This window comes from Polaromonas sp. (assembly GCF_010365105.1).
Lineage (GTDB): Bacteria > Pseudomonadota > Gammaproteobacteria > Burkholderiales > Burkholderiaceae_C > Polaromonas.
Map to the genome: position 1 here is coordinate 58,227 of NZ_JAAFGZ010000007.1, position 26,926 is coordinate 85,152.

General features: G+C 59.1%; 27 protein-coding genes, 2 tRNA genes and 1 pseudogene. 9 read left to right on the plus strand and 21 right to left on the minus strand.

Features of this window, described 5'->3' with window-relative positions; all coding sequences use genetic code 11:
- Nucleotides 1-97: 97 nt before the first annotated feature.
- Nucleotides 98-1,282, minus strand: a complete 1,185-nt coding sequence (locus GZ092_RS06090; protein WP_293635359.1) for an ABC transporter substrate-binding protein — start codon at nucleotides 1,280-1,282, stop codon at nucleotides 98-100.
- A 190-nt stretch (nucleotides 1,283-1,472) separates the two neighbouring features.
- Here GZ092_RS06090 and GZ092_RS06095 point away from each other — a divergent pair.
- A pseudogene (locus tag GZ092_RS06095) lies at nucleotides 1,473-2,300 on the plus strand (enoyl-CoA hydratase/isomerase family protein).
- A 51-nt stretch (nucleotides 2,301-2,351) separates the two neighbouring features.
- Here the strand turns inward: GZ092_RS06095 and GZ092_RS06100 are convergent.
- Nucleotides 2,352-2,855 carry a flavodoxin domain-containing protein gene (locus GZ092_RS06100; RefSeq protein WP_293635361.1) on the minus strand — a complete coding sequence of 168 codons (504 nt, stop codon included), beginning with the start codon at nucleotides 2,853-2,855 and terminating at the stop codon, nucleotides 2,352-2,354.
- Between the two features lie 187 nt (nucleotides 2,856-3,042).
- On the opposite strand from GZ092_RS06100, the gene GZ092_RS06105 reads away from it, so the two are divergent.
- Nucleotides 3,043-3,119: transfer RNA gene (locus tag GZ092_RS06105), tRNA-Pro, on the plus strand.
- A 42-nt stretch (nucleotides 3,120-3,161) separates the two neighbouring features.
- A tRNA-Arg gene (locus GZ092_RS06110) sits at nucleotides 3,162-3,238 on the plus strand.
- Between the two features lie 69 nt (nucleotides 3,239-3,307).
- Here GZ092_RS06110 and GZ092_RS06115 read toward each other — a convergent pair.
- The 11 genes from GZ092_RS06115 to lexA all read right to left on the minus strand — a co-directional run bounded on the left by GZ092_RS06115 (nucleotide 3,308) and on the right by lexA (nucleotide 14,035).
- Nucleotides 3,308-4,216: a fused MFS/spermidine synthase gene (locus GZ092_RS06115; RefSeq protein WP_293635363.1), complete on the minus strand. Its 909-nt coding sequence runs from the start codon at nucleotides 4,214-4,216 to the stop codon at nucleotides 3,308-3,310.
- Entirely contained in the window at nucleotides 4,200-4,817 is a 618-nt protein-coding gene (locus GZ092_RS06120) for a fused MFS/spermidine synthase (RefSeq protein ID WP_293635364.1), read from the minus strand. The genes GZ092_RS06115 and GZ092_RS06120 overlap by 17 nt, the downstream gene beginning before the upstream one ends.
- Nucleotides 4,818-4,850: 33 nt before the next feature.
- Nucleotides 4,851-5,555, minus strand: coding sequence for a glutathione binding-like protein (locus GZ092_RS06125; RefSeq protein WP_293635365.1), 705 nt, complete (start codon nucleotides 5,553-5,555; stop codon nucleotides 4,851-4,853).
- A gap of 189 nt (nucleotides 5,556-5,744) precedes the next feature.
- Complete coding sequence (locus GZ092_RS06130; protein ID WP_293635366.1) at nucleotides 5,745-7,004, minus strand: acyl-CoA dehydrogenase family protein; 1,260 nt, start codon at nucleotides 7,002-7,004, stop codon at nucleotides 5,745-5,747.
- A 97-nt stretch (nucleotides 7,005-7,101) separates the two neighbouring features.
- A complete protein-coding gene (locus tag GZ092_RS06135; RefSeq protein WP_293635368.1) occupies nucleotides 7,102-8,193 on the minus strand; it encodes a phosphotransferase in 1,092 nt (363 codons plus the stop codon).
- Between the two features lie 28 nt (nucleotides 8,194-8,221).
- A complete protein-coding gene (locus tag GZ092_RS06140; RefSeq protein ID WP_293635370.1) occupies nucleotides 8,222-8,947 on the minus strand; it encodes a Crp/Fnr family transcriptional regulator in 726 nt (241 codons plus the stop codon).
- A 315-nt stretch (nucleotides 8,948-9,262) separates the two neighbouring features.
- Nucleotides 9,263-10,042 (minus strand): oxepin-CoA hydrolase, alternative type, encoded by a 780-nt coding sequence (locus GZ092_RS06145; RefSeq protein WP_293635372.1) that lies wholly within the window; start codon nucleotides 10,040-10,042, stop codon nucleotides 9,263-9,265.
- A gap of 1 nt (nucleotide 10,043) precedes the next feature.
- Nucleotides 10,044-11,567 carry a 3-hydroxyacyl-CoA dehydrogenase gene (locus GZ092_RS06150; protein ID WP_293635374.1) on the minus strand — a complete coding sequence of 508 codons (1,524 nt, stop codon included), beginning with the start codon at nucleotides 11,565-11,567 and terminating at the stop codon, nucleotides 10,044-10,046.
- A gap of 61 nt (nucleotides 11,568-11,628) precedes the next feature.
- A complete protein-coding gene (locus GZ092_RS06155; protein ID WP_293635376.1) occupies nucleotides 11,629-12,636 on the minus strand; it encodes a D-2-hydroxyacid dehydrogenase family protein in 1,008 nt (335 codons plus the stop codon).
- 172 nt (nucleotides 12,637-12,808) lie between these two features.
- On the minus strand, nucleotides 12,809-13,210 hold the full coding sequence (locus GZ092_RS06160) for a hypothetical protein (RefSeq protein ID WP_293635378.1): 402 nt from the start codon (nucleotides 13,208-13,210) through the stop codon (nucleotides 12,809-12,811).
- A gap of 120 nt (nucleotides 13,211-13,330) precedes the next feature.
- Complete coding sequence (gene lexA / locus GZ092_RS06165; RefSeq protein ID WP_293635616.1) at nucleotides 13,331-14,035, minus strand: transcriptional repressor LexA; 705 nt, start codon at nucleotides 14,033-14,035, stop codon at nucleotides 13,331-13,333.
- Nucleotides 14,036-14,140: 105 nt separating this feature from the next.
- On the opposite strand from lexA, the gene GZ092_RS06170 reads away from it, so the two are divergent.
- Complete coding sequence (locus GZ092_RS06170; RefSeq protein WP_293635380.1) at nucleotides 14,141-15,127, plus strand: asparaginase; 987 nt, start codon at nucleotides 14,141-14,143, stop codon at nucleotides 15,125-15,127.
- Between the two features lie 45 nt (nucleotides 15,128-15,172).
- On the opposite strand, the gene adk is transcribed toward GZ092_RS06170, so the two are convergent.
- The 6 genes from adk to GZ092_RS06200 all read right to left on the minus strand — a co-directional run bounded on the left by adk (nucleotide 15,173) and on the right by GZ092_RS06200 (nucleotide 19,066).
- Complete coding sequence (gene adk, locus GZ092_RS06175; RefSeq protein ID WP_293635382.1) at nucleotides 15,173-15,829, minus strand: adenylate kinase; 657 nt, start codon at nucleotides 15,827-15,829, stop codon at nucleotides 15,173-15,175.
- 155 nt (nucleotides 15,830-15,984) lie between these two features.
- Complete coding sequence (gene kdsB, locus GZ092_RS06180) at nucleotides 15,985-16,767, minus strand: 3-deoxy-manno-octulosonate cytidylyltransferase (protein ID WP_293635384.1); 783 nt, start codon at nucleotides 16,765-16,767, stop codon at nucleotides 15,985-15,987.
- Nucleotides 16,768-16,773: 6 nt separating this feature from the next.
- Nucleotides 16,774-16,956, minus strand: a complete 183-nt coding sequence (locus tag GZ092_RS06185) for a Trm112 family protein (RefSeq protein ID WP_293635386.1) — start codon at nucleotides 16,954-16,956, stop codon at nucleotides 16,774-16,776.
- The gene (lpxK, locus tag GZ092_RS06190) at nucleotides 16,937-17,968 is read right to left on the minus strand and encodes a tetraacyldisaccharide 4'-kinase (RefSeq protein ID WP_293635388.1); all 1,032 of its coding nucleotides are present in this window, start codon (nucleotides 17,966-17,968) and stop codon (nucleotides 16,937-16,939) included. Before lpxK ends, GZ092_RS06185 begins: the two co-directional genes overlap by 20 nt.
- A 40-nt stretch (nucleotides 17,969-18,008) precedes the next feature.
- Nucleotides 18,009-18,437: a biopolymer transporter ExbD gene (locus GZ092_RS06195; protein ID WP_293635390.1), complete on the minus strand. Its 429-nt coding sequence runs from the start codon at nucleotides 18,435-18,437 to the stop codon at nucleotides 18,009-18,011.
- Nucleotides 18,434-19,066, minus strand: a complete 633-nt coding sequence (locus GZ092_RS06200; RefSeq protein WP_293635392.1) for a MotA/TolQ/ExbB proton channel family protein — start codon at nucleotides 19,064-19,066, stop codon at nucleotides 18,434-18,436. The genes GZ092_RS06195 and GZ092_RS06200 overlap by 4 nt, the downstream gene beginning before the upstream one ends.
- A 336-nt stretch (nucleotides 19,067-19,402) precedes the next feature.
- Here GZ092_RS06200 and xseA point away from each other — a divergent pair, with 336 nt between their 5' ends.
- Together xseA and GZ092_RS06210 are read left to right on the plus strand one after the other, a co-directional pair.
- Nucleotides 19,403-20,722 (plus strand): exodeoxyribonuclease VII large subunit, encoded by a 1,320-nt coding sequence (gene xseA / locus GZ092_RS06205; RefSeq protein WP_293635393.1) that lies wholly within the window; start codon nucleotides 19,403-19,405, stop codon nucleotides 20,720-20,722.
- Between the two features lie 57 nt (nucleotides 20,723-20,779).
- Entirely contained in the window at nucleotides 20,780-21,361 is a 582-nt protein-coding gene (locus GZ092_RS06210) for a Fe-Mn family superoxide dismutase (protein WP_293635394.1), read from the plus strand.
- Between the two features lie 84 nt (nucleotides 21,362-21,445).
- On the opposite strand, the gene GZ092_RS06215 is transcribed toward GZ092_RS06210, so the two are convergent.
- Both GZ092_RS06215 and GZ092_RS06220 read right to left on the minus strand, forming a co-directional pair.
- Nucleotides 21,446-21,943 (minus strand): DUF192 domain-containing protein, encoded by a 498-nt coding sequence (locus GZ092_RS06215; RefSeq protein ID WP_293635395.1) that lies wholly within the window; start codon nucleotides 21,941-21,943, stop codon nucleotides 21,446-21,448.
- A gap of 105 nt (nucleotides 21,944-22,048) precedes the next feature.
- Nucleotides 22,049-22,192: a hypothetical protein gene (locus tag GZ092_RS06220; RefSeq protein WP_293635397.1), complete on the minus strand. Its 144-nt coding sequence runs from the start codon at nucleotides 22,190-22,192 to the stop codon at nucleotides 22,049-22,051.
- A gap of 377 nt (nucleotides 22,193-22,569) precedes the next feature.
- Between GZ092_RS06220 and icd the strand changes: the two genes are divergently transcribed.
- The 3 genes from icd to clpA all read left to right on the plus strand — a co-directional run bounded on the left by icd (nucleotide 22,570) and on the right by clpA (nucleotide 26,788).
- Nucleotides 22,570-23,823, plus strand: coding sequence for an NADP-dependent isocitrate dehydrogenase (gene icd / locus GZ092_RS06225; protein ID WP_293635399.1), 1,254 nt, complete (start codon nucleotides 22,570-22,572; stop codon nucleotides 23,821-23,823).
- Nucleotides 23,824-24,000: 177 nt separating this feature from the next.
- The gene (gene clpS / locus GZ092_RS06230; protein WP_293635401.1) at nucleotides 24,001-24,372 is read left to right on the plus strand and encodes an ATP-dependent Clp protease adapter ClpS; all 372 of its coding nucleotides are present in this window, start codon (nucleotides 24,001-24,003) and stop codon (nucleotides 24,370-24,372) included.
- Between the two features lie 79 nt (nucleotides 24,373-24,451).
- The gene (clpA, locus tag GZ092_RS06235; protein ID WP_293635403.1) at nucleotides 24,452-26,788 is read left to right on the plus strand and encodes an ATP-dependent Clp protease ATP-binding subunit ClpA; all 2,337 of its coding nucleotides are present in this window, start codon (nucleotides 24,452-24,454) and stop codon (nucleotides 26,786-26,788) included.
- Nucleotides 26,789-26,926 lie beyond the last annotated feature (138 nt).

A 26,926-nucleotide genomic window follows, 5' to 3' on the forward strand; every position in this document is an offset into this window, starting at 1 on the left:
TCTACAAGCATGGGCCGCGGGACTGGCTTCGCCAGACCGCAGGCGCAGTGGCCCCCTCGGGGGGCAGGGAGTTACACGCAGTGAACGACCGTGGGGGCTACATCCTGCAGCCAACGCCCGAGTCGGCCAAGGCCTTGGCTGCAATGCCGATCACCTTGTTTTCCTTGTTCTCCACGACGCGCAGGTAAATGTCCTGCACCGGGTTGTGCGCCTTGCTCATGGTCCATTTGCCGCGCGGGCTGTCAATGGTGGCGCCTTCCATGGCCTTGTACAGCGCGGGTTTGGCGCTCAGGTCGCCCTTGACGGCGTTGGCACCTTGTATGAGCAGCAGGCCGGTGTCGTAGCCCTGCACCGCGTACACGTCGGGCTGGCTGCGAAAAGCCTTGACATAGTCGAGCCTGAATTTCTTGTTGCGCGGCGTGTCAAGCGAGTCGCTGTAATGCATGGTGGTGACAATGCCCTCGGCTGCCGGGCCGGCCGCGTCGAGCACGCCTTCGGTCAGGAAGCCTGAGCCGTAAAGCGGGATTTTTCCCTTCAGGCCTGCGGCGGCATAGTCGCGGATGAATTTGGCAGCGCCGCCGCCGGCAAAAAAGCAGGCCACGGCGTCGGGTTTGAGCGCCGCGATTTCGGTCAGCAATGCCTGGAATTCGACATTGGGGAAAGGCAGGCCGAGTTCCTTGATGATGGTGCCGCCGGCCGCCGTATAGCTTTCCTTGAAGCCTTCAAAGGCCTCGTCGCCGGCAGCATACTTCCAGGTGATCCAGACGGCTTTTTTATGGCCCCTGTCCATCATCACCTTGCCCAGCGCGCGGGTCGGCTGGGAATTGCTGAAGGAGGTGCGAAACACATTGGGCGCGCACAAGGCACGGGTGGCGGCATGCACGCCGGCATTCGGAATCAGGCACAGCACGCCGCTGTCGCGGGCGACTTTCTGGATGCCCATCTGCACGCCCGAATGCACGGTGCCGACCAGCACATCGACCTTGTCGCGCTGCACCAGCTTGCTGGCGTTTTCAATGCCCTTGGACGGCTCCGATTCGTCATCGACCTTGAAGTATTCGATCTCGCGGCCTCCCAGCTTGCCGCCTTGCTCATTGATCGCCATGCGAAAGCCGTTTTCAATCGCCACGCCGAGCTGGCTGAAGGTTCCGGTGTAAGGCAGCATGAAGCCCACGCGAACCTTGGCCGACTGGGCCCGAACGATTCCGGGCAGCAGCAGGCCGGTTGAGGCGGCACCAATCACGGCAGCACTGCGGGTGAGGACCAGACGACGAGAGGACATGGAATTCCTTGGTGGATGACAGGATGCATCGAATATAAGGCGAGTGGCGGACGTCTGGCCTAGTGTAAAACCCGAGCTTTAGAAGTGAATTGTTTAGCTATGAAGTATTTTTGGCTGCTTTTCCTTTCGCGAGGAGATGCATATGATGGCCAGGACCAATTCACATCGGCCTCTGCATTGAAAGAGATTTATGGACAACGAATCGTTTTATGCGCAATACAAGGCCTTGAGCCTTAAGCGCCATCCGCACGGCATTCTTGAAATTGTGATGGGTGCGGCGCAAAGCGCCAATGGCAAACTGTCCACTGCCGACCACCACCTCCACCGCGAGTTGTCCACCATCTGGCTTGACATCGACAAGGATCCGGACACCCGTGTCGCCATCATCCGGGGCGAGGGCCGGGGCTTTTCCGCCGGCGGCGACCTGGGACTGGTGCAAGACATGGCCGACGACTTCAACATACGTGCGCGTGTCTGGCGCGAAGCGCGCGACCTGGTCTATAACGTCATCAACTGTTCCAAGCCGATTGTCTCGGCCATGCATGGGCCGGCTGTTGGCGCTGGTCTGGTGGCCGGGTTGCTGGCCGATATTTCGATTGCAGCCAAAACTGCCCGGATCATCGATGGCCACACCCGCCTGGGCGTTGCCGCTGGCGACCATGCCGCCATCGTATGGCCGCTGCTGTGCGGCATGGCCAAGGCCAAGTATTACCTGTTGCTGTGCGAGGCCGTGTCCGGCGAGGAGGCCGAGCGCATCGGACTGGTGTCGCTGGCCGTCGATGAGGCCGACCTGCTGCCCAGGGCTTTCGAGGTGGCCTAACGCCTGGCCAAAGGATCGCCGTCGGCCATTCGCTGGACCAAGTACGCGCTGAACAACTGGTTGCGGCTGGCAGGACCGACCTTCGACGCGTCGCTGGCGCTCGAATTCATGGGCTTTTCCGGTCCTGATGTGCATGAAGGCATCGCTTCCCTGCGGGGGCGGCGTGAGCCACGTTTCGACGCGTCAAGTCCTTTTTAGCCCTTGGCGCGCCGGCAGTTGCGAAGCTGGCATCCAGCCTCCTGTTCTTTTTCAGGAAAGAGAGCCTGTGGCGCCAGGCTGGATGGCTTGCGTCAATGCGGCTTTGATCCAGGCGCTGCACCATTCGGCGCCCCTTGATTCGGGCAGCGTGCCATCGCTTGAATCCAGAAAACATATGTCGCCAAGACGCTGGGCACCCAGGTCCTGCAGGCGCTCATCAAAACGCTTTCCGCCAAAGCCATAGGTCTGTTCATGCGCCATGCTGTCGCCCAGTGCAATGACGCCATAGCGGATATGGCCCAGATACCGGGCTTGCGCCTCCAGCGATTGGAAAAGCATCTGTGCATTGTCCGGAACATCACCCGCACCATAAGTGGAAATGCACACCAGAAAGAGCGAATCCACGGATTTTTCGGCATCAAAGACGTGGATATCCAGCCCGTCCATCCACTCAATTTCGACTGAACTGACCAGGTCGGCGCATTCCATCTGAATGGCCTGCGCGACATGGCCGGCCGTGTGGGTCATGCTGCCGACCAGGATTTTCAGTTTCATTTGAGCGTGTCCGGAAAGTGGGAAATACAGGGCGTTTGAAGAGTCTGGACGGGAAGTATATTTCCGCTGCCCCGATGCTTTCATCGGGGTGCCTGCCGTGCCATGGTGAAAAAGCCAGGCAGCGTATTAAAAAGTTTGGCCATACCCCGAGGCAACGCATTTTTACGGACTATAATAAACAGCTTGTCGGAGTGTGGCGCAGTCTGGTAGCGCACCTGGTTTGGGACCAGGGGGTCCAAGGTTCGAATCCTTGTACTCCGACCAAAAAATCAATAAAAAAGCTCACATTGTGGGCTTTTTTTATATCTGTCCGTAGCTCAGTTGGATAGAGCATCAGCCTTCTAAGCTGAGGGTCGTGGGTTCGATCCCCTCCGGGCAGACCAAATCAGCATGTATACGTTTGCCCAACCCTCACGCAAGCGGCTTGGGTCCTGTTAGCGCGCATGGCCGGCTCACCAGAATTTCCACCACGACTTTTGATTTCCACTTCCGTTCATCAGGTTGACCGGCGAATACTGGTCGGTCAGGATTCTGGTGCCCTCGGGCCAGTCAATTTTTGTTGAAAACAGTGGCAGCAACCAGTCCTTGCCCGTTCCAAAAAGATTGAGCTTGGGCTCCAGCTGGCGTGCATTGGCCTGGATTTGCGCCATCGGTGGCAAGCCGCCATTTTTGGCCAGGATCACACGGTTTTCTGTCTTCAGGTTGAAGAACCCGCCAAACACGCTTGCATAGGTGGCGGACTCGGCGTCGTAAAGCCTGGACGATGAAAACGTGTTGGCTGCCAGCACGCCGTCCTTTTCGAGTAAAGACTTCACCTCCAGCAGGTACTCCCGGGTCAGCATGTGTTCGGGCACATAGACCTGGTCAAACGCATCAAGAATGATCAGGTCGTACTTTTTTCCCTGCTTTTGCGCACGCTTGACAAAGACCCGCCCATCCTCGATGGTGACGATGTTGTTGCTGGCGGGCATGAAGCCAAAAAAACGTTCTGCCACCTTGGCCACCGACGGGTCAAGCTCGACCGTTTCGATCCTTGCCTGAGGAATCATTTTTTTCAGTGTGGACGGCAGGCTGCCCCCGCCCAGGCCGATGATCAAAATGTTTTGCGGCTGGGGATTCAGGTAAAGCGCGCCCAGCAGCATCCTGGTGTAGCTCAACACCAGCGCGTCAGGGTGTTGAAGGGAAATGCAGGTTTGCCGCCCCGTGCCCTGCCGGCCGAACTTCATGCAGCGAAGGCCTTGTTCCTCGTACACCAGAATGTTGCGGTAGAGGGATTTTTCCTGATAGATGTCTTGTGCGCCTGCCACGCCGGCCGTCAGTGCAAGGACCGCGCCCATTAGCCATTCAGGCCGTCGCCACATGTGGGGTCCTTCCCCGGTGAAATACCAGGCCAGCCGCGCCGATCAAAAAAGAGATGGTCATCATTCCCCACAAAATCTGGTCCAGTTCGAAAAGCAAGACCAGGTAAAAGGACGTCAGCAGCGTGCCCAGCATACTGCCGAAAGTCGATACAAAAAAGACGTTGCCAGCTACCTTGCCGCTGGTTCCCAGGCCTTCCACCAGCAGCCTTACGGCATACGGAGACACCGCGCCCGACACTGTGATCGGCAGAAAGAAAAGCGCCACCGAGGCGCTCAGCGCGCCATAGCGGGGATCGGGCACCCGGTCAAAAATGAATTCCAGAATCGGGTTGGAAGCCAGCACGCACGGAAGGGATGTCAGGACTGCCAGCAGCAGGATGGCGCTCAGCTTTTCCAGGCTTGGCCGTCTGGCGGACAGCGCACCGCCGATCAGGTAGCCGATGGACAGCGACAGCATGAACAGCGTGATGATGGCGCCCCAGACATAAATGCCTGTCCCGAAGAACGGCCCCAGCGCCCGGCCCCCCAGCAGTTCGAGCGCCATGACGAAAAATCCTGACCATCCGGCCAGCACATAAACAAAAAATTTATACGCTGTCATGCAACGGGATTTTCCAATCGATTTTTCCGGTCATCAGCGCCTTTGGTATTGCGTGCTGCCAAACAGATTTTCGTACTGTTTTTCATCCCGGAAAGGCTTGCGCAATTCGGCCAGCACCTCGACACCGCGCCTGACGGCCGGCCTGGCGCTAATCAAGTCGAACCATGCTTTCAGGTGCGGATAGTCGGCCCAGTCGATGCCCTGGTCTTCCCAACTGCGCACCCACGGATAAATGGCGATGTCTGCGACCGTGTACTGGTTGCAGGCCATGAACCTGCTTTTGGCCAGCTGCCTGTCCATGACGCCGTACAAACGTTTGGTTTCGTTGGTGTAGCGATTGACGGCGTAGTCGATTTTCTCGGGTGCGTATTTGCGGAAGTGATGGGTTTGTCCGAGCATCGGCCCGACGCTGCCCATCTGGAACATCAGCCATTGCAGCACCTGAAACTTTAGCCGGTCACTTTTCGGCAGGAACTTGCCGGTTTTCGACGCCAGGTAGAGCAGGATGGCGCCCGATTCGAACAGTGACATCGGCTTGCCATCGGGGCCTTCCGGATCGACCAGCGCCGGAATCTTGTTGTTCGGGCTGATGGCGAGAAACTCAGGCTTGAACTGGTCTCCGGTCCCGATGTTGACTGGAAAAACCTGCCAGTCGCGTCCCAGGCGAAGGCCGCATTCCTCCAGCATGATGTGAACCTTGTGGCCATTGGGCGTGGGCCAGGAATAGACGTCGATCACAGCGGCTTTCTTGTGTTGATGTCACGCGACTTTACGTGAAATGAAAAAAGCTGTCTTGCTGTTGGAGGCCGGGTGGGTTGGCTGCTGTAAATAAAAAATTAGGTGATTTATGCCTTCTTCGCATGTGGAGCGGGCATATGCTGCTATTTATTGGATAGCATCATATGCCCGTCAAAGCTCTCAAGGAAATCAGCAGCCGCGCGTCACCGGCATCTCGACCTCGCCCGGAATGACCAGGTGCTTGGCCAGTTCCAGCTTGGCCAGCGACGCACGGTGCACCTCATCCGGTCCGTCGGCCAGGCGCAGGGTGCGCTGGCTGGCGTAGGCATAGGCCAGCGGAAAATCATCCGACACGCCGCCCCCGCCGTGCGCCTGGATGGCCCAGTCGATGATCTGGCACGCCATGCTGGGTGCGACCACCTTGATCATGGCGATCTGCGCCTTGGCCACCTTGTTGCCCACGGTGTCCATCATGTAGGCCGCGTTCAGGGTGAGCAGCCGGGCCTGCTCGATCATGCAGCGCGAATCGGCGATGCGTTCGCTCCACACCGATTGGCGGGCGATGGGTTTGCCGAAGGCCACGCGGCTGTTGAGTCGTTTGCACATGAGTTCCAGCGCGCGCTCGGCGATGCCGATGCTGCGCATGCAGTGATGAATGCGTCCGGGGCCGAGGCGGCCTTGGGCAATCTCGAAGCCGCGTCCTTCGCCCAGCAGCAAATTGGCTGCCGGTACGCGAACATTGTCCAGGCGCACTTCCATGTGGCCGTGCGGCGCGTCGTCATAGCCAAAAACGCTCAAGGGCCGGATCACAGTAACGCCCGGTGAATTGGCGGGCACCAGGATCATCGACTGCTGCTCGTGACGGCCGGCCTCGGGATTGGTCTTGCCCATGACGATGTAAACAGCGCAGCGCGGATCACCGGCGCCGGACGACCACCATTTGAGGCCGTTGATCACATAGTCGTCGCCGTCGCGCTCGATACGGCACTGCACATTGGTGGCGTCGGAGGAGGCGACTTCGGGCTCGGTCATCAGAAAGGCCGAGCGGATCTCGCCCTGGAGCAGCGGGTCCAGCCATTCGTCCTTATTGGCTTCCGAGCCGTAGCGGGCGATGGTTTCCATGTTGCCGGTGTCGGGCGCCGAACAGTTGAAAACCTCAGCGGCAAACGGCACCCGGCCCATGATTTCGCACAGCGGTGCGTATTCAAGGTTGGACAGGCCTTCGGGCGCGCGCGGCGACAGCGGCAGGAACAGGTTCCACAGCCCGGCGGCGCGCGCCTTGGGCTTGAGTTCCTCGATCAGCGTCGTGGGAACCCAGGCATTGCCCTTGGCCCGGTTTTCAGCGATCTCGCGGAAAAACCGCGCTTCGTTGGGGTAAATATGCTCATCCATGAACTTCAACAGGCGGGCCTGAAGCTCTTTTACTTTGGGGGTGTAGTCGAAGTCCATGAATATCTCCTGAAAGGGCGGGTTGTTATAGGGAAAGGCTTGCCGGAAAAATCGGCGGGTGGTCTGTCGCTCAGTGGATGATTCAGTCAGGGCGCATTCAGGCTTGCGCCTTCAGCGCAAAATCCCAGGCCATCCTGGCCAGCAGCGGTGCGCCGGCGGCAGAACTGACCGCCTGAGCGCTGGACGCAGTGCCGGCTTCAACGCGCTTGGCGATGCCCTGCAGGATGGCGGCCAAGCGGAACAGGTTGTAGGCCAGGTAAAAGTTCCAGTCAGCCTTGAGCGCCCCGGGCGTCGTCAGGCCGGTGCGCTCGCAATACCGGGCGATGTATGCTTCCTCGGTCGGAATGCCCAGGCTGGCCACATCCAGGCCGCCTATGCCGCGAAAGGTGCCGGGCGGTATGTGCCAGGCCATGCAGTGGTAGCTGAAGTCGGCCAGCGGATGACCCAGCGTGGACAGCTCCCAGTCCAGCACCGCCAGCACCCGGGGTTCTGTGGGGTGAAAAAGCAGGTTGTCCAGCCGGAAGTCGCCATGCACGATGGACACCATGGTTTCATCGCGGGCGCTGGCGGGAATGTTCTCCGGCAGCCATTGCATCAGGCTGTCCATCTCGGGGATGGGCTGGGTGACGGATGCCTGGTACTGCTTGCTCCAGCGGCCGATCTGGCGTTCGAAATAGTTGCCGGGCTTGCCGTAGCCGGCCAGGCCGCGTCCGGCAAAATCGACCTTGTGCAGGGCTGCAATGACGCGGTTCATCTCGCCGTAGATTTCGCCGCGCTCAAGGGGCGTCATGCCGGGAAGGGACTGGTCCCACAGCACGCGCCCTTCGACAAACTCCATGACGTAGAAAGCGCGGCCAATGACGGATTCGTCTTCGCACAGGCAGAACATCCTTGGCACCGGAACGGCCGTGCCCTGCAGGCCCTGCATCACCCTGAATTCGCGCTCGACCGCATGCGCCGATGGCAGCAGCTTGGCGACCGGGCCGGGCTTGGCGCGCATCACGTAACTGGCACCAGGCGTGATCAGTTTGTAGGTTGGATTGGACTGACCGCCCTTGAAAATCTCGACATTCAGCGAGCCGCTGAAGCCTTCCAGGTGCTGACTCAGGTAAGTGCCGAGCGCTTCAGTGTCAAATGCCTGGCCGGCGGTCACGGCCCGGGTGCCGATGAAATGGTCAAAATTGCTCATGCGGTGAGTCTCCTTGGGACGGATGTTGTTATTTGTCGGCATCCGCTTCTGAAATGCGCAACAGCGACTGGCGGTTGCGCACCACCAGGCCGCCCGGTTCGATGCGGATGGCTTCCTCGCGCTCCATCGCCTTGAGTTCCTGGTTGACTCGCTGGCGAGAGGCGCCCAGCAGCTGCGCCAGTTCTTCCTGCGCCAGTTGCAGGCTGATGCGGGTATCGCTTCCGTTGGCCAGGCTGGGAACGCCATAGCTTCGCACCAGGTGCAGCAGCTGCTTGGCCAGCCGCGCCCGCAAGGGCAGGGTGTTGAGGTCTTCGACCAGACCGAACAGCTGGCGAATGCGCCGCGCATGCAGGCGCAGCAACGCTTCGTAGAGTTCGACATGCTGCGTCAGGATTTTGCGCAGGTCGGCGCGTGCCACACACAGGATGGTGGTGCTGCCATGCGCATAGGCATCGTGGGTGCGTCGCTCGCCGTCGAAGATCGCCACGTCGCCAAACCAGATGCCCGGCTCGACATACGTCAGCGTCACCTGCTTGCCGGAAATCGAGGTCGAGCTGACACGCACCGCGCCCATGGCACAGGCGATCCATTCCTCGGGCGGGTCGCCGCGCGCCGCTATGAGGTCGCCGTCTTTGAAGCGTTTGACGTAAGCGCATCGGAGAATGTCGTGCCTCAGGGATGGTGAAAGGGATGAGAACCAGCGGCCGCTGTTGATGGCCGCTCTTTCATCTATCGTAAGAATAGGATCGTCCATGGTCTGTCTTTTGGGTGACTAACAAGTGTTGCATTGTCGCTTTAGCGACCTGCGGCGGAATTGCCTGCTGTCGCATGGGTGTCGCCTTGCCAGCAAAGCAATGGCCCGGCTCGAGCCGGAATCCTGCAGGCGCGGCTCTGTCAATCTTTAGCCGGTGGCAAGGTCAGGTCAATCGTGAAAACCAGCAAGATCGGATTGCCAGTGCTTGCGCTACTGGCATGCAGCCAGAATGACGGTAAAAACCCAATTTTTAATAAAAATTGGCTGTTTGCGCTTGCTGTGTATGCGCAAGCAGCTATTGAATCAGGAGCAATACTAGCGATAAATCGGCAAGCGTTTTTGCAAAAATGCCTCAATGCCTTCGCCGCCATTGGCGTGGTGCAGGTTGCGAACGAAGTGGTTGCGTTCGCTGTCCAGTTGCTGGCTCAGGGTGTTGGCCGGCGCGTCGTTGATCAGGTCCTTGATGCTGGCCAGCACATTCGGTGCGCGCGCGTTGAGTCGAGCGGCCAATACCAGCGCTTCACCGACCGCGCCGCCGGCAACCGTGACGCGGTTGACCAGACCCAACTCGTGCAGTCGCCCGGCGCTGATGCGTTCGGCCCCCATGAGCAGTTCGCTGGCCAGGGCGCGGGGCAGCGCGCGCGCAAGGCTCCAGCTGCCGCCGCCATCGGGCGACAGTGCCACGGTGCTGTAGGACATGACAAACACGGCGTTGTCGGCGGCGACGATGAAGTCGCAAGCCAGCGCCAGCGAAAAGCCCGCACCGGCTGCAGCCCCTTCGACCGCCGCAATCACCGGCTTGGGATAGGTGCGAATGGCCTCGATCCAGTTGTGCAGCGCCTCGATGCTCTGCGCCTGCACTTCGGGCGACAGCCGCCGGTTGGCCTGCAGCCGCGGAAGGCTGCCGCCGGCGCAAAACATGCTGCCTTCGCCGGTGATCACCACGCTGCGGATTTCCGGGTTGTTCTCGGCGGCGTTCAGCGCTTCGATGCCGGCGGCATACATGTCGGGACCTAGCGCATTCTTGTGTTCCGGGTTGCTCAGCGTCAGGATGAGCGTGCCGCTTTCACTGGTGCTTTTCAATGCGCCGGACATATCAGTTCTCCTGGTGCATCAGGCTCAGGCCGATGGCGCCCCGGCGACGCAGCCAGGGTGACGGCCGGTAGCGCTGGTCGCCATAAACAGTCTGCAGGTTGAACAGCACTTCCAGGATATTGGTCGCTCCGTAGCGGTCGCCCATGGCCAGCGGGCCCATGGGATAGCCCAGCCCCAGCGTGACAGCGGTCTCCAGGTCCTTCGGGCTGCAGATGCCCTGCTGGCAGATGTCGCTGGCAATGTTGACGATGGTGGCCACCACGCGCTGCGTCACAAAGCCGCCGCTGTCGCGAATCACGCTGACCGCCTTGCCGTCGCGTGCAAACAGCGCATGGGCCGCATCCCGCATGTCGCTGCGCGTGGCCGGGTTGGTCGCCAGCACGCGGCGCCGGGTTGCGGCGTCATCGATCAGCATGTCGATGCCGACGGTGCGCGCCGGGTCCAGGCGCTCGACCACGGCGACCGTGGTGATGTCGAAACCGAGCGGCGCCACCAGCGTCAGTGCCTGCGGGGAGGGCGACTGGCCTGTCTCGATGTGGGCTCCGAGGTTTTTCAGCAACTGGAGCAGTTCCGAGCGCCGCGCCGCCCTGGGCGATACCCAGACCGGCGGCATTTGAGACACTTCGGGAGCGGGTGCTTCGGCAAAAACCTGGACAACGCTGCCTTCATAGCGGTAAAAGCCTTCGCCGGTCTTGCGTCCCAGCAGCCCGCCCGCCAGGCGCTGCGCTGTGATGACGCTGGGGCGGTAACGGTCTTCCTCGTAATACTGGTGGTAAATGGATTCCATCACGGGATGCGAGACGTCGAGCCCGGTCAGGTCCATCAGTTCGAACGGTCCAAGCTTGAAGCCGGCCTGGTCGCGCAGGATGCGGTCGATGGTGGCGAAATCGGCAATGCCTTCGCTGACTATTCGCAGCGCCTCGGTGCCGTAGCCGCGCCCGGCGTGGTTGACAATAAAGCCCGGCGTATCCTGCGCGTGCACCGGCGTGTGGCCTGTCTGGCGCGCATATTCGCTCAGCCCGTGGCAGGTGGCCGCTTCGGTCTTCAGGCCGGCAATGACTTCCACGACCTTCATCAGCGGCACTGGATTGAAAAAATGGAAGCCGGCAAAGCGCCCTGGATGCTGGAGGTCAGCGGCAATTGCCGTGATTGATAGCGACGATGTATTGCTTGCCAGTACGGTGTGATCCGGCACGATGGATTCGAGTTGGGCGAACAGCGCTTTCTTGATGTCCAGCCGCTCCACGATGGCTTCGATCACCAGGTTGCATCCGGACAGGTCAGCGAGCGTGTCCACGATCTGGATGCTTGCCTTGTAGCCGTCAGCAATTTCAGCGCTGATACGTCCCTTTTCGGTCATCCGGTCCCACTGGTTGCAAAGCGCCTTGCGCGCTTTCTCCGCAGCGCCCTCCTGAGCATCCATCAGTCTGACCGAGCTGCCTGCCTGCGCGGCAATCTGTGCAATGCCCCGCCCCATGGCGCCGGTGCCCACGATGCCGACCGTTGGATAAAAAGTTGTTTGCATGGTGATTCTGATTCGCTGGCCAGGTAGAAGTGTTGAACAAGGAGCAATGCAATGCCAGCGGCTAACGCCTGACCTGCAAGGCGCCCGGGTTGACGATATTTGTTGGCGTTCCCTTGATGAAATTGATGACATTGTCAAAGGCGGCGCCAAAATACATTTCGTAGCTGTCCTGCTCGACATAACCGATGTGCGGCGTGCAGATGCAGTTCTCCAGCCGTAAAAGGGCATGTCCCTGAAGGATGGGCTCCGATTCAAACACGTCGATCGCCGCCATGCCCGGACGCCCACGGTTGAGCGCCGCAATCAGCGCTTCGGGTTCAATCAGTTCGGCGCGCGACGTATTGACCAGCAACGCGGTTGGTTTCATGGATGACATTTCATCCAGTGTGACGATGCCGGTAGTTTCTTCTGCAAGGCGCAGGTGCAGGCTAAGCACGTCGCATTGCTTGAACAGTTCGGTTTTGCTCGGCGCGAGTTCAAACCCGTCCGCCTGGGCGCGTTCGCGTGAGGCCGGACTGCCCCAGATGATCACGCGCATGCCAAATGCCCGGCCGTAGCCGGCCACCAGCTGGCCTGTCTTGCCGTAGCTCCAGATTCCCAGCGTCTTGCCCTTGAGCACGGATCCGAGACCAAAATTAGGCGGCATGGAAGCGGATTTCAGTCCCGATTGCTGCCACGCTCCATGCTTGAGATGCGACACATACTGCGGAATGCGGCGCATCGCCGCCATGACCAGTGCCCACGTCAGTTCTGCTGGCGCAATCGGTGAGCCCGTGCCTTCGGCCACCGCAATGCCGCGCTCCGTGCAGGCCGCCACGTCCACATGGCTGCCGATGCGGCCTGTCTGGACGACCAGCTTGAGTTTGGGCAGCTTTTCAATCAACTGGCGCGTCAGGTGGGTACGTTCGCGGATCAGGACGATCACGTCTGCATCCTTCAGCCGAACCGACAACTGGCCAGCGCCCTTGACGGTGTTGGTGTAGACCTTGGCAGGGTAGGCTTCGAGCTTGGACGCGCAGGCGAGCTTTCGCACTGCGTCCTGGTAATCATCAAGAATCACAATATTCATGCAGATATTGTGCCTTCTAGATTTCTGTTTTTCGAAGATCAACAGCTTACATCCGGAATAGGGCGATTGGCGGTTTCCCGTTCACGTCATGGCTCGAATTGCGGGAGGTTGGAAGGCTGGTTGCATATGGTTGTGTGGTTGCCCAGCTTTTTTGCCTGGTGCCGAAAAGTCATCACTTGGCGATAGTGGACTCCGCTTGCAGGGCCATACGGTCAAGTTCAGCGCACACATCGGCCATTCGCCCTGAAATGACCATACGTCCTGCGCAATCGGGCCGCATGGCCGCATCGGATACACGCACGACCCGCAGTACGCTGCGTGTCGTTTCCTGTGGCATGGTGATGCGGGGCAGACTGGCATTTTGAGGCAGCACCTCAAAAATGGCGTCATTGCTTGCCGTCGCGGTGCAAGGCTGGAAAGTAGACGGTGATGTCGTCGCCGAAGGCTGTGTAATGAATGGAATGGCACTGTGTCCCAAGGAGTGCCTGATCCGGGTGATCCATGGCGCCAGCGCCTGAACCGGTACCGTCCAGAATGCTTGCACGGGGGCATGTGAAAAGCTGATGATTCGCATGAAGAACTCCAGTTGATAAAGTGTGGACACAGGCGTGACAGGGTCTGCCAGCAGGAACGGCGGATCGCTTTAAGAAGGGGCGGTATCGCTGGCTGTATTCCGACAGCAAGGCCGGCAGGGCTACATCGACAGCCTGCCGCGGATCAAACCGACTGCCAGGCCTTCAAGCTCGAAAGGCTCGCCGGGCTGTACCAGGATGGGCTTGAAGTCGGGATTTTCCGACAGCAGTTCGATCAGGTTCTTGTGACGGTGAAAGCGTTTGACAGTGACTTCGTCGCCGAGTCGGGCGACCACGATCTGCCCGTTTTTGGCTTCCCTTGACTGCTTCACGGCCAGCAAGTCGCCGTCCATGATGCCCACGTCGCGCATGCTCATGCCGCGCACCTTCAGCAGGTAATCAGGCTTTTGCTCAAACAGAGAACTTTCGAAATGGTAAGTCTGTTCGATATGTTCCTGCGCAAGGATCGGGCTGCCCGCAGCCACCCGGCCCACAAGGGGCAGGCTCAACTGGGCAAGCCGCTGGGGAGACATCAAGAATGAATCCATCCGCGATTCGTTCAAGGCGTGCAGGGCACCGGTACGAAGTCGAATGCCCCGTGATGTGCCGCTGACGAGCTCCAGGACGCCTTTTTTTGCCAGAGCTTTCAAATGCTCTTCGGCTGCATTGGGCGAGCGAAAGCCGAGCTGGGCCGCAATTTCTGCCCGGGTGGGTGGCGCACCTGTCTGGGCGATGGCATTCTGGATCAATTCCAGGATCTGTGCCTGCCTGGCAGTAAGCTTGGGTCTGTCAGCAGGTTGAGAGGAAAAATCATTGAAAGTACGCATAAGCTGTGGACCTTGGGTTAAAACGGGACTAGCCTGAAATCTACGCCTTGAAAAATTCAGTATAACTGTATGAATAGCCAGCAACTGTATTTTTATACAGTCTTTATGAAAAAACAACTACATCCTGTAAAACGTCGCAAACTGGTGATTTTGGGAACCGGCGGAACCATTGCCGGAAAAGCTGCCCATGCTTCTGACAACATCGGCTACACCGCTGCACAGGTGGGCATAGACCAGCTGCTCGCAGCCATTCCTGCGCTGGCCGCAAGCGGTTTGATCATCAGTGAACAGGTGAGCCAGATCGACAGCAAGGACATGAGCTTTGACGTGTGGGCGCGACTCGCTGCCCGCGTGCGTCATTTTCTTGCGGATGACGATGTCCAGGGCATCGTCATCACGCACGGCACGGACACGCTGGAGGAAACGGCTTTTTTCCTCCAGCTGACATGCCAGCCGGCCAAGCCGGTGGTGCTTACCTGCGCCATGCGTCCAGCCACCGCGCTGGTGCCAGATGGCCCGCAAAACGTGATGGACGCCGTGGCGGTCGCCCGTCATCCAGAGGCCTGCGGCGTGGTGGCCGTCTGCGCCGGAACGGTACACAGTGCGATGGATGTGCAAAAAGTACACCCCTACAGACTCGATGCCTTCAGTTCCGGTGATGCCTGCCCTGTGGGCTATGTTGAGGAAGGCAAGCTCAGATTGTTAAGAAATTGGCCAGTTCCGCAGGCTGGTATTGCCTGCGAAGCTATTGAAAAAGTAGCAACCTGGCCCCGCGTCGAGATTGTCATGAATTACGCAGGCGCGAGCGCTCTCACAGTCCAGGCACTGGTCGATCAGGGCGTGCGGGGTCTGGTGGTAGCCTGCACAGGCAATGGCACGATTCATGAAGACCTGCAAGCCGGTTTGCTCAGTGCGCAGGCTGCCGGGGTGCGGGTTGTGCGATCGACGCGCTGCCCTGATGGCCGCATTTTGCCGCTGCCAGGCAATACGATTGCAGATTCGCAGGGTCTCAGTCCGGTCAAGGCCAGGATCGCGCTGATGCTTGATTTGATTACTGAAGACCAACGGCCTTCAGCCGCCGGGCAGACATAAAAAAAGCCATCCCGTGGAATGGCTTTGGCCAGCATTTGAGCCTGTTCAGTCCGACAGCGCCTTGAAGGCTCTTTCGGTGATTTCTTCAACGCTGCCCGTGCCGCTGATGGCCCGGTATTTTGGCGCCTCGTCGGGTGCGGCTTCTGCCCAATTGGAATAGTAGGCCACCAGTGGACGCGTCTGGGCGCTGTACACCTCAAGGCGCTTGGCAACGGTTTCTTCCTTGTCGTCTTCACGCTGGATCAGCGGTTCGCCGCTCACATCGTCCTGGCCTTCTACCTTGGGAGGGTTGAACTTGACGTGGTAAGTGCGGCCGGACGCGCTGTGCGAACGACGGCCACCCATGCGCTCGATGATGGCTTCAAAGGGCACGTCGATTTCCAGCACGTAATCGATTTTCACACCCGCAGCCTTCATGGCATCGGCTTGGGGAATGGTGCGGGGGAAACCGTCGAACAGGAAACCCTGCGCACAGTCGGACTGGTTAATGCGTTCCTTGACCAGGTTGATGATCAGGTCATCGCTGACCAGACCGCCTGCATCCATGACTTTCTTGGCCTCGATGCCCAGCGGGGTGCCTGCCTTGACCGCAGCCCTAAGCATGTCGCCTGTGGAAATTTGTGGAATGCCGTATTTTTGGCAAATGAACGTGGCTTGTGTGCCTTTGCCCGCGCCAGGCGCGCCCAACAAAATAAGTCTCATGAAGGTCCTCGGATTATTGTGAATTCTGCATGCCAAACTGGAGGTTTGACGGGCCGACTGGCCCCTTGTCGCTTTGCGTCCCGCCCGGTTGCCGGTGTTTTTCGCCGCTGGGCGATTTTCCGGTCGAGGATAGCATGCACATCCCTGACGTCAGCTTACACAGACGCCGCCTCATGCGGCTTTTCAGCCGTCAGACGCCGGACACGCTCCAGATCTTCAGGTGTGTCCACACCGGCGCCCGGTGCCTGCTCGGTGATGTGAACGGCTATCCGGTAGCCATGCCACAAGGCACGCAACTGTTCGAGCGACTCCAGCTGCTCCATGGGTGCCTGGGGCAACTGGGGGAAGCGGCGCAAAAAACCGACCCGGTAAGCATAGATTCCGACGTGGCGCAGCGGCCGTGGAAACCTGCCTTGCTCCCACCATGCCTGGCCGGCGAGGTCACGGGCAGCAGGAATCGGCGCACGGCTGAAATACAGGGCCGTCTGCTGCGCGTCCAGTACTACCTTGACGACGTTCGGATTGAGAAAGTCAACCAGGTCATCGATGAAATGCGCGGCAGTTCCCATGGCACAGTCCGGACGGTTTTGCAGCAGACCGGCCACCGCATCGACCAGGGCCGGGTCGATCAGCGGCTCATCGCCCTGCACATTGACCACGATAGCGTCGTCGGCCAGACCCAGCAAATCGCAGGCTTCAGCGAGCCGGTCACTGCCGCTCGGGTGGTCGATGCGGGTCAGTACCGCATCGATACCGAAAGCCTTGCATTGCGCAATGATTTCTGCGCTGTCAGCGGCTACAACGGTATGCAATGCACTGCTTTGCAGGGCGCGCTGCGCCACGCGCACCACCATGGGCCGGCCATTGATGTCTGCCAGCGGCTTGTTGGGAAGGCGGGTGGATGCCAGGCGCGCCGGGATCAGGACGGTGAAGCTCATGCCTGCTTACAGGCCAAGCTCTTCGTCGGTCAGCGGCCGTGCTTCGCTTTCCAGCATGACCGGGATGCCATCGCGAACCGGATAGGCCAGGCGGGCACTGCGTGAAACGAGTTCACGCTTTTCGCGGTCGTATTCAAGGTGGCCCTTGGTGACGGGGCAGACCAGCAATTCAATGAGTTTGGTGTCCATGCCTTGATGGTAATTGAGAAAGCATCGGCGCCAGCAGCGTATCCAGCGCGTCGAAGAACGCGGGTTCGGGCGAGAATTCGAGCGGGACTGCCAACAGCCGCAGTCCTGGCGGAACTGGCAGGGAAAACAGCTTGACTGCATCTTTTTCCGTACACAGAACTGTTCTGCCTGACAGGACCTCCAGATCGCCTTTTTCAAAGTCATGGTGGTCGGGGAAAGCAAGGGTTTTTTCCAGCGTCAGTCCGCGTTCCCTGAGCATGTCGAAGAACGCTTCAGGATGGGCGATGCCCGCGAGCGCCACCAGGGGCTGATGCGTCAAGGACGTCAATGCCAGCCGGGCGCCATTGGCATCAATGGTTTGTTCGGCCAGTTGGCGCCGCGAGGTGTAGCCGTGAAACGCAGCCTTCTGGCCAGTGTGAAGGACCAGGTCAATGCCTTGGCCCAGTCGTCCGGGCCACGGTTCGCGCAGCGGTCCGGCGGGCAGCAGCCAGCCGTTTCCTGCGCCTTTGTCATCAAACACGGCAATTTCGATGTCACGCTGCAAGGCATAGTGCTGAAGGCCGTCGTCGCACACGACAGTGGAGGTTGCCGGATAGGCCGCCAGCAAGTCGCGCAAGGCGTTGGTCCGCCGATCTGCTACAAAAACAGGAGCACCTGTTGCACGCTGGATAAGCGCAGGCTCGTCGCCCGACACATCAACCGGTGTGCCCGGCCTGACTTCCAGGCTTTGCCTGCTGGCGCGTCCGTAGCCGCGAGACACCACGCCGACACGCAAACCCTTTGCCTGAAGATGCCTGACCAGCGCCATGACCAACGGTGTCTTCCCCGCGCCGCCCGCTACAACATTGCCCACCACGATGACCGGTACGTCAAAGCGCGTGGATCGCAGAATGCCGAGCCGGTAGAGTGCCCGGCGCAATCTCACCATCAGGCCGTGAACCAGTGCTACCGGCCAGAGCAGGCAGGCCAGCCAGCCACGCGTGCGCCAGGCGCTCAAAAGAATATTTTTCACGCCGCTGCCATGTCGTACCGGAGCTTCAAGGTCCGCAGGCTTACCTGGCGGCTGACGGGACCGTGCCCTGGGTGGCGAAAGTGATCTGCGTCAATCCCTGACGGCGGGCGGCTTCCATGACGGTGATGACGGCCTGGTGCGTGGCACTGGCATCTGCGCTGATGACGATGACGCTGTCCTTCCCGGCCCTGGCGGCCTGCGTGAGGGCAGTGCCCAGCGGCTCGATTCCACGGCCATCGACCAGGGTTTTGTTGACCATGTAACGGCCGTCGCTGCTGACTGCCACGATGACCTCTTTCGGATATTCGCGCAATTGCTCGGCGTCGGCGGAGGGCAGCCGGACCTGAAGCTCGGTGAATTTGCTGTAAGTGGTCGACAGCATCAAAAAGATGAGCACCACCAACAGCACATCAATGAAAGGAATCAGGTTGATTTCAGGCTCGGGACGCACTCGGGGTCGAAAGTTCATTTGCGCAATCGGTTCAGATGGCGCACGAACTGCTCGGCCGCCAGTTCCATCGACAGCAGGTAGCCATCCACTCGTGCCCGGAAATATCGCCAAAAGATCAGAGCCGGAATGGCCACCATCAGGCCGAAAGCGGTGTTGTACAGTGCGATGGATATACCTTGTGCAAGTTGTGCCGGGTTGCCGCCGCCTGCGTTGCCGGCATTGCCCGACTGGGCGCCAAAAATCTCGATCATGCCAATCACCGTGCCCAGCAGGCCGAGCAAGGGCGCTGCCGACGCAATGGTGGCCAGTGCGGCGAGGTAGCGTTCCAGTTTGTGTGCCGCCTGTCGACCAGCGCCTTCCAGCGTGGAACGGAGATCGGCTTCGCTGATACGGGGATTGGCGCCGAGGGCACGCAAACCGCTGGCCAGCACCTCGCCAAGCAGTGAATTCTGTTCCAGCTTCAACACCACGTCCGGCGGTGGGAGGGTGGTTCGCGAAACAACCATGGCTTCGCCGAGCAGTTTGGGAGGCGCAATTTTCATGGTTTTGAGGCTTGAAAACCGTTCAATGACCAGCGCCAGTGCAACGATGGAACACGCCAGCAGTGGCCAGATGGGCCAGCCGGCTGCTTGTATGATCGAAAACAATGCGTATCTCCAGACAAATAGGGGTGTTGGATTATGGCGCAGCGCCCATGTCGAAAAGTCGTTACTGCTGGCTTGAGACTGATTGTTGTGCGTGCCGGGATTTGATCATTTAACGCACAAAATCTGTGGATAACTTTGTGGGTAAGTCTGTGCTGAGCCGGTTCAAAGCCGCACCAGCCCGTCGTTCTGATAAAACGGTGAAAATTTAGGCAGTACTTTTTCTATTTAAATCAACAGGTTGCGCCATTTGTCTGGCTATCCAAGGGATGCCTGAACCGCATTCAGCCCCCTTTAGGCGGTGTGGAGTACTGACTTTTAAATATTCTGGAGATCGCTGTGGTTGATGCTTACTCTTCGCGTGAACGACTACAAGCACCTTCGTCTGCAGGCGCTTCCCGGATCTGGCCCGTCGGCTCATTGCTGCGCGCCATCGCCGAAAGTCTGGAAGACCGGTTCAATCCCGTCGCGGTGCAGGGCGAACTGTCCGGCTTTTCACGGGCGTCCAGCGGACATTGTTATTTTTCGCTCAAGGACGATCAGGGGCAGGTGCGCTGCGCCATGTTTCGGCGAGCGGCGGGGCTGCTGGATTTTTCACCGCGCGATGGGCAATTGGTCGAATTGCGCGGACGGCTGGGCGTGTACGAGCCACGTGGCGAACTGCAACTGGTTGTCGAATCCATGCAGCAGGCCGGTCAGGGCAGCCTGTTCGAGCAGTTTCTGCAACTCAAGACCAGACTTGACGCCGAAGGGCTTTTTTCCAGTGCCCGAAAGCGTCCGCTGCCAATCATGCCGCGTGCCATCGGTGTGGTGACGTCGCTGGGTGCCGCCGCGCTGCATGACGTGGTGACGGCTCTGCAGCGCCGGGCGCCCCACATTCCCGTGGTGATCTATCCGGCCAGCGTACAGGGCTTGCAAGCTGCCGGAGAACTCCGCAGCGCATTGCTTAAGGCTGCCGAGCGGCAGGCAATAGACCAGGTCGATGTGCTGCTGCTGGTTCGTGGCGGCGGCGCGATGGAGGATCTGTGGGCGTTCAACGATGAGTTGCTGGCCCGTACCATCATCGCCACGCCCATGCCCGTGGTTTGCGGTGTCGGACATGAAACGGATTTCACCATCGCAGATTTTTGTGCCGATGTGCGCGCGCCAACACCCACGGCGGCAGCCGAGTTGTGTGCCCAACCGCAGACCTCCTGGCTGGTGGCACTGGAACAGTTTTTTTCACGTCTGCAAAACGGCGTGGACCGGCAGATGCAGGCGGCCAATCAGCGGCTGGACCGAGCGGCTGCACGCGCCAGCCAGCCGTCACATCTGATCACGCGCCAGCATGGCAGGCTGGGCGGTATTGCCCAAAGCCTGGGCCATGCCATGCAACTGGCTTTGGGTCAGGAAAAGCATAGGCTGGAAACACAGGGCAGTGATTTGCCAAAGGTACTTGCCGCCCGCTTGATAAACAGCCGGCATCGGCTGGAACGCGCCCAGTTGCGGCTTGACATGCTGGACCCGCATCTGGTGCTTCAACGCGGCTATGCCTGGCTAGCAGACTTGGAAGGCCACGCCATCACCAGCGTAAAAACCACCCATCCCGGTCAGCCGGTGCGCGCTACCCTTGCCGATGGACAGGTCGATTTGACGGTCTCCACACGGCGGCTGATTTAGTTTTTACAATGTCCTTTGCATGTCGCTGGACATCTCATCAACCCCACGAGGAAATATATGGAACACACGCTCCCCCCGCTCCCGTATGCCATGGACGCACTGGCTCCAGAGTACAGCCAGGAAACCCTTGAGTACCATTATGGAAAGCACCATAACGCCTACGTCACGAATCTCAACAACCTGCAAAAAGGCACCGAGTTCGAATCGATGACGCTCGAAGAGATCGTCAAGAAATCCAGCGGCGGCGTGTACAACAATGCTGCCCAGATATGGAACCACACATTTTTCTGGAGTTGCATGAAGCCCGCCGGTGGCGGCGAGCCTGGCGGTGCGCTGGCCGAAGCCATCAATGCGAAATTTGGCTCCTACGCAGCGTTCAAGGAAGCGTTTGTCAAGTCTGCAGTCGGCAATTTCGGCTCCGGCTGGACGTGGCTGGTGAAGAAAGCTGACGGCACTGTGGACATCGTCAATACCGGCGCCGCCGGTACCCCGCTGACCACAGGCGACAAGGCCCTGATGACGGTTGACGTATGGGAACATGCCTATTACATCGATTACCGCAACCAGCGCCCCAAGTTTGTCGAAACTTACCTCTCCAGCCTCGTAAATTGGGAATTTGCTGAAAGCAATTTTTCCTGATACTTAATCCCTGACGATTAACCTCGCTTAACCATCAAAAAGCCGACGTAAAGTCGGCTTTTTGCTGTTCTGGTTATATGCTGTTCAGCGCGGACCCTCAAACATCGGGCCAGACAACTTGCTGCCCGATTTGATGCCCTTTTTGGCAAACCAGCCCTTGTTCATTTCCAGAACGTAGCGAACCGGCTTGGCGGAACAGTGCGAGTCGGTGGTTTCAGGTTTCATGTCCGCCGTGTTCACAATGGTGCCGTCATCGGCCACGAAGGCGGCGGTCAGGGGAAGCAGCGTGTTTTTCATCCAGAAGCATTGTTCACCGGCCTGTTCGAACACAAAAAGCATGCCCTCATGCTGCGGCATGTCCTTGCGCAGCATCAAGCCGGTCTGCCGCTCCTGCGGTGTCAGGGCTACCTGTGCGTCAATCACGTACATGCCGGCGTTGATCTTGGCACGCTGGAGATTCAGCTGCGGAGCCTGTTGCGCAGCGGCCCATGCTGGCAGCAACAGGATTGTCGCCGTCGCCAGCGTACCGATGAAACGGTACGCCTTGGCAGGTCTGTTGGAAAAGCAGTTCTTGAACCCCATACGCGCGCACCCTGGAAGTTTGTTCATAAGCATAAACAGCGGCCATTAAAAAAGCCCGCACTAGGCGGGCATTTTGACTGAAGCCGGAAACTGTTTCCCCGGTTTTCAGCTTTTCTTGGCAGCGGCTTCTTTCTTCGCCATGGCGGCATCAGCTTTTGCCTTCTTGGCAGCAGCGGCTTTTTCTTTTTTAGCAGCTTTCGCAGCAGCTTTTTCTTCCTTGGTCATGGCCGCTGGCTTGGCTTTTGCCATGGGAGCAGAGGCTGCCGGCATGGCCGGGGTAGCGGCCACTGCGGGCGTTGCTGCAGCGGCCGGCATTGCGGGCTTCGCTGGCGCGGCAGCCGGCGCTTGTGCATAGGCGCCTGCAGCAAAAAGTGTGGCAACGAGGGCAGCGAGGATCTTGTTCATCTGGAATTCCTTGAGAAATTGGTAAGGCAAGTTATCGTTTGAAAACACCCCGAACCTTTCGGAGTCCTTCCCATAACGAAGCAGTTTTCATTGCGTTGACAGCCGTCCAGAATATCGTTGCAAAAATTTTTGGGACTAAAATTTAACCGGCCTTTACCTTTATTCCCTGAAGCAACGCGCCAATCAGGTGCGTCATCCAGGCTTACCGGAGACTTCAGTACATGTACCAGCACATCAAGGTGCCCGCCCAAGGCGAGAAAATCACTGTCAACCCAGACAATTCACTGAACGTGCCTGACGAGCCCATCATTCCCTTCATCGAGGGCGACGGAACGGGTGTCGATATTTCTCCGGTCATGCTGAAAGTGGTCGATGCCGCAGTTGCCAAGGCTTATGGTGGCAAGCGAAAAATCCAGTGGATGGAAGTGTTTGCCGGTGAAAAAGCCACCAAGGTCTATGGACCTGACGTCTGGCTGCCGGAAGAAACGCTGCATGCCGTGAAGGACTATGTGGTGTCCATCAAGGGACCGCTGACGACGCCCGTGGGCGGCGGCATTCGAAGCCTGAACGTGGCGATGCGCCAGGAACTGGACCTGTATGTCTGCCTGCGCCCCATTCAGTACTTTGCCGGCGTGCCATCGCCGGTCAAGGAGCCGCAAAAAACCAACATGGTGATCTTTCGCGAAAATTCGGAAGACATCTACGCCGGCATTGAATTTGAATCAGGCAGCGACAAGGCTAAAAAGCTCATCAAATTCCTGCAGGATGAACTGGGTGTCAAAAAGATCCGCTTTCCTGAAACTTCGGGCATTGGCATCAAGCCGGTGTCCAGCGAAGGCACCGAGCGCCTGATGCGCAAGGCGATCCAGTACGCCATTGACAACGACAAGTCCAGCGTGACCATCGTGCACAAAGGCAACATCATGAAGTTCACCGAAGGCGGCTTTCGCGACTGGGCTTATGCCCTGGCGCAGAAGGAATTCGGCGCTGAACTGATCGACGGCGGCCCATGGTGCCAGTTCAAGAATCCAAAAACCGGCAAGGACATCGTCATCAAGGACGTGATCGCCGACGCATTCCTTCAGCAAATCCTGCTGCGCCCGGCCGAGTACAGCGTGATTGCCACGCTTAACCTGAACGGCGACTACATTTCCGATGCCCTTGCAGCCCAGGTTGGCGGCATCGGCATTGCGCCCGGGGCCAACCTCAGCGACACCATCGCCATGTTCGAAGCCACCCATGGCACCGCGCCAAAATACGCCGGAAAGGATTACGTCAACCCCGGTTCCCTGATCCTGTCGGCCGAAATGATGCTGCGCCACATGGGCTGGCTGGAGGCGGCTGACCTCATCATCAGTTCAATGGAGCACTCGATTGCCTCCAAAAAAGTCACCTATGACTTCGCCCGCCTGATGGACGGCGCCACGCAGGTGAGCTGCTCGGGCTTTGGGCAGGTCATGATCGACCATATGTGAGCGGATTTACCCGTAAAAACAATGCAGACCGCCCGGGAGCGATCCCGTGGCGGTTTTTTCATTCCAGGCAAACACCTTGCAGAGGTGAATCCGCCGCTGCAGACTTGAACTTTGCCTGGGCACCACCAATTGATTTGCCTGATGCAATGAACGGTACCGATGGCTAGAATGATTTCCATGGCAACAAAACCCCCCAAATCGCCGGCCCCGCCGCCAAGTCCCGCGGTCGTCAAGCCTGCCGATGTCAACGGCGGAGACTCGGTGGTGCTGGAGCGCCGTCCGCAAAAAACCAAACCACCACAGATGTACCAGGTGGTGTTGCTCAATGACGACTACACGCCCATGGAGTTCGTCGTGGTCGTCATCCAGGAATTTTTCAACAAGGACCGCGAGACGGCGACCCAGATCATGCTCAAGATACACCTCGATGGAAAAGGAATCTGCGGGGTTTTCTCCAGGGACGTCGCCGCCACCAAGGTGGACCAGGTGACCGAAGCCTCCCGGAAAAACGGTCATCCGCTGCAATGTGTCAGCGAGCCCATTGAATAACGGCAAAATCGGCCAATATCCCCTTAAGCGTCGAATAGACCAGTAAAGTAGTTACCCAAGCAAGCCGAAAGGAAAATCTATGATTGCCCAGGAATTAGAAGTCAGCTTGCACATGGCCTTTGTCGAGGCTCGCCAGCAACGTCACGAGTTCATCACCGTCGAACACCTGCTGCTGGCCTTGCTGGACAACCCCAGTGCCGCTGAAGTGCTGCGCGCCTGCTCAGCCAATGTGGATGATTTGCGCAAGTCGCTTGCCAATTTCATCAAGGACAACACGCCACAGGTTGCCGGCACCGACGATGTCGATACGCAGCCCACGCTGGGTTTCCAGCGCGTGATCCAGCGCGCCATCATGCATGTGCAGTCCACCGGAAGCGGCAAGAAGGAAGTCACCGGTGCCAATGTGCTTGTCGCCATTTTTGGCGAAAAAGACTCGCATGCGGTGTACTACCTGCACCAGCAGGGCGTCACGCGCCTTGATGTGGTCAATTTCATTGCCCATGGCATCAAGAAAAGCGATCCGCCCGAGCCGACCAAAACCGGCGAAAGCGCTGCTGAAAATGAAGAAGCCGGTGAGAAGAATGAAAAGGCTTCGCCGCTGGAGCAGTACACCGTCAACCTCAACCAGCTCGCCAAGGAAGGCAAGATCGATCCGCTGATTGGCCGCCACTACGAAGTCGAGCGCGTGATCCAGATCCTGTGCCGCCGACGCAAGAACAACCCTCTGCTGGTGGGCGAGGCCGGCGTGGGGAAGACGGCAATTGCCGAGGGGCTGGCCTGGCGCATCACGCAAAAGGACGTGCCCGAAATCCTGGCCGAGGCGCAGGTCTATTCGCTCGACATGGGTGCATTGCTGGCCGGTACCAAGTACCGGGGCGACTTTGAACAACGCCTCAAGGGCGTGCTCAAGTCACTCAAGGACAAGCCCAACGGTATTTTGTTCATTGACGAAATCCACACGCTGATCGGTGCCGGTGCGGCTTCGGGCGGCACGCTGGATGCGTCCAATCTGCTCAAGCCAGCCCTCAGTTCGGGTCAGCTCAAGTGCATTGGCGCGACTACCTTCACCGAATACCGTGGCATTTTCGAGAAAGACGCGGCCCTGTCGCGGCGCTTCCAGAAGGTTGATGTGGTCGAGCCGACGGTGCAGGAAACCGTCGATATCCTCAAGGGGCTGAAGTCTCGCTTTGAAGAACACCACGGCGTCAAATATGCTTTGGCGGCCCTCCAGGCGGCGGCCGAGCTCAGCGCCAAGTACATCAACGACCGCCATTTGCCAGACAAGGCGATTGACGTGATCGACGAAGCGGGCGCGGCCCAGCGCATCCTGCCGGCCAACAAGCGCAAGAAAACCATCACCAAGACCGAGGTGGAAGAGATCGTGGCCAAGATCGCCCGCATCCCGCCCGCCAACGTTTCCAACGATGACCGCGGCAAGCTCAAGACGCTGGAACGCGATCTTAAAAGCGTGGTGTTTGGCCAGGACAAGGCACTCGACGTGCTGGCCTCGGCTGTCAAGATGGCGCGTTCAGGTCTGGGCAAGGACGACAAGCCGATTGGCTCCTTCCTGTTTTCCGGCCCCACGGGTGTCGGCAAGACCGAAGCGGCCAAGCAACTGGCCTACATCATGGGCATCGAGCTGATCCGTTTCGACATGTCCGAGTACATGGAGCGCCATGCCGTGAGCCGGCTGATTGGCGCGCCTCCGGGCTATGTCGGCTTCGACCAGGGCGGCCTTCTGACCGAAGCCGTGACCAAGAAGCCGCATTGCGTGCTGCTGCTCGACGAAATCGAAAAGGCGCACCCGGACATCTTCAATGTGCTGCTGCAGGTCATGGACCACGGCACGCTGACGGACAACAACGGGCGCAAGGCCGATTTCCGCAACGTGATCATCGTCATGACGACCAATGCGGGCGCCGAGACCATGAACAAGGCGACCATCGGCTTCACGAATCCGCGCGAAGCCGGCGATGAGATGGCTGACATCAAACGCCTGTTCACGCCCGAGTTTCGCAACCGCCTTGATGCGGTGGTGAGTTTCAAGGCGCTCGACGAAGTGGTCATCCTGCGTGTGGTCGACAAGTTCCTGCTGCAGCTTGAAACCCAGCTGGCCGAGAAGAAGGTCGAGGTCACGTTCACCGACACGCTGCGCAAGTACCTGGGCAAAAAGGGTTTCGATCCGCTAATGGGTGCGCGTCCGATGCAGCGGCTGATCCAGGACACGATCCGCCGTGCGCTGGCCGACGAGTTGCTGTTTGGCCGTTTGACCGATGGCGGTCGTCTGACCGTGGACATGAAGGTCACGACCGACGAAAAAGGCGTGGAAACCGGCGAAGTCGAGCTGGACATCCAGCCCCTGCCCAAGCGCGAAGGCCGCGCCAAGCCCGAGTCGGAAGCGGCAGAAGCAAGTTGATCGCCTGAAACCAGCCCTGAACCGGCTGGCAGGCTCAAAAAGGCCGGTAGCATCTTGCTATCGGCCTTTTTTCATGGCGCTACCAAAAAAGTAGCTGCCAGCGCCCGTGTTACCTGCGGAAAAGGCCTATTTGATTAA

What these genes read in the sequence shown, in the direction of transcription:
- GZ092_RS06185 (WP_293635386.1), bottom strand. Translation starts at nt 16,956, where the DNA reads ATGGACACCAAACTCATTGAATTGCTGGTCTGCCCCGTCACCAAGGGC.
- GZ092_RS06090 (WP_293635359.1), bottom strand. Translation starts at nt 1,282, where the DNA reads ATGTCCTCTCGTCGTCTGGTCCTCACCCGCAGTGCTGCCGTGATTGGT.
- icd (WP_293635399.1), top strand. Translation starts at nt 22,570, where the DNA reads ATGTACCAGCACATCAAGGTGCCCGCCCAAGGCGAGAAAATCACTGTC.
- GZ092_RS06140 (WP_293635370.1), bottom strand. Translation starts at nt 8,947, where the DNA reads ATGGACGATCCTATTCTTACGATAGATGAAAGAGCGGCCATCAACAGC.
- clpS (WP_293635401.1), top strand. Translation starts at nt 24,001, where the DNA reads ATGGCAACAAAACCCCCCAAATCGCCGGCCCCGCCGCCAAGTCCCGCG.
- GZ092_RS06195 (WP_293635390.1), bottom strand. Translation starts at nt 18,437, where the DNA reads ATGAACTTTCGACCCCGAGTGCGTCCCGAGCCTGAAATCAACCTGATT.
- clpA (WP_293635403.1), top strand. Translation starts at nt 24,452, where the DNA reads ATGATTGCCCAGGAATTAGAAGTCAGCTTGCACATGGCCTTTGTCGAG.
- GZ092_RS06210 (WP_293635394.1), top strand. Translation starts at nt 20,780, where the DNA reads ATGGAACACACGCTCCCCCCGCTCCCGTATGCCATGGACGCACTGGCT.
- GZ092_RS06150 (WP_293635374.1), bottom strand. Translation starts at nt 11,567, where the DNA reads ATGCAAACAACTTTTTATCCAACGGTCGGCATCGTGGGCACCGGCGCC.
- GZ092_RS06120 (WP_293635364.1), bottom strand. Translation starts at nt 4,817, where the DNA reads ATGACAGCGTATAAATTTTTTGTTTATGTGCTGGCCGGATGGTCAGGA.
- GZ092_RS06145 (WP_293635372.1), bottom strand. Translation starts at nt 10,042, where the DNA reads ATGTCCGGCGCATTGAAAAGCACCAGTGAAAGCGGCACGCTCATCCTG.
- GZ092_RS06155 (WP_293635376.1), bottom strand. Translation starts at nt 12,636, where the DNA reads ATGAATATTGTGATTCTTGATGATTACCAGGACGCAGTGCGAAAGCTC.
- GZ092_RS06220 (WP_293635397.1), bottom strand. Translation starts at nt 22,192, where the DNA reads ATGGCAAAAGCCAAGCCAGCGGCCATGACCAAGGAAGAAAAAGCTGCT.
- GZ092_RS06160 (WP_293635378.1), bottom strand. Translation starts at nt 13,210, where the DNA reads ATGCGAATCATCAGCTTTTCACATGCCCCCGTGCAAGCATTCTGGACG.
- lexA (WP_293635616.1), bottom strand. Translation starts at nt 14,035, where the DNA reads ATGCGTACTTTCAATGATTTTTCCTCTCAACCTGCTGACAGACCCAAG.
- GZ092_RS06130 (WP_293635366.1), bottom strand. Translation starts at nt 7,004, where the DNA reads ATGGACTTCGACTACACCCCCAAAGTAAAAGAGCTTCAGGCCCGCCTG.
- GZ092_RS06115 (WP_293635363.1), bottom strand. Translation starts at nt 4,216, where the DNA reads ATGTGGCGACGGCCTGAATGGCTAATGGGCGCGGTCCTTGCACTGACG.
- GZ092_RS06100 (WP_293635361.1), bottom strand. Translation starts at nt 2,855, where the DNA reads ATGAAACTGAAAATCCTGGTCGGCAGCATGACCCACACGGCCGGCCAT.
- kdsB (WP_293635384.1), bottom strand. Translation starts at nt 16,767, where the DNA reads ATGAGCTTCACCGTCCTGATCCCGGCGCGCCTGGCATCCACCCGCCTT.
- adk (WP_293635382.1), bottom strand. Translation starts at nt 15,829, where the DNA reads ATGAGACTTATTTTGTTGGGCGCGCCTGGCGCGGGCAAAGGCACACAA.
- GZ092_RS06170 (WP_293635380.1), top strand. Translation starts at nt 14,141, where the DNA reads ATGAAAAAACAACTACATCCTGTAAAACGTCGCAAACTGGTGATTTTG.
- GZ092_RS06135 (WP_293635368.1), bottom strand. Translation starts at nt 8,193, where the DNA reads ATGAGCAATTTTGACCATTTCATCGGCACCCGGGCCGTGACCGCCGGC.
- GZ092_RS06215 (WP_293635395.1), bottom strand. Translation starts at nt 21,943, where the DNA reads ATGGGGTTCAAGAACTGCTTTTCCAACAGACCTGCCAAGGCGTACCGT.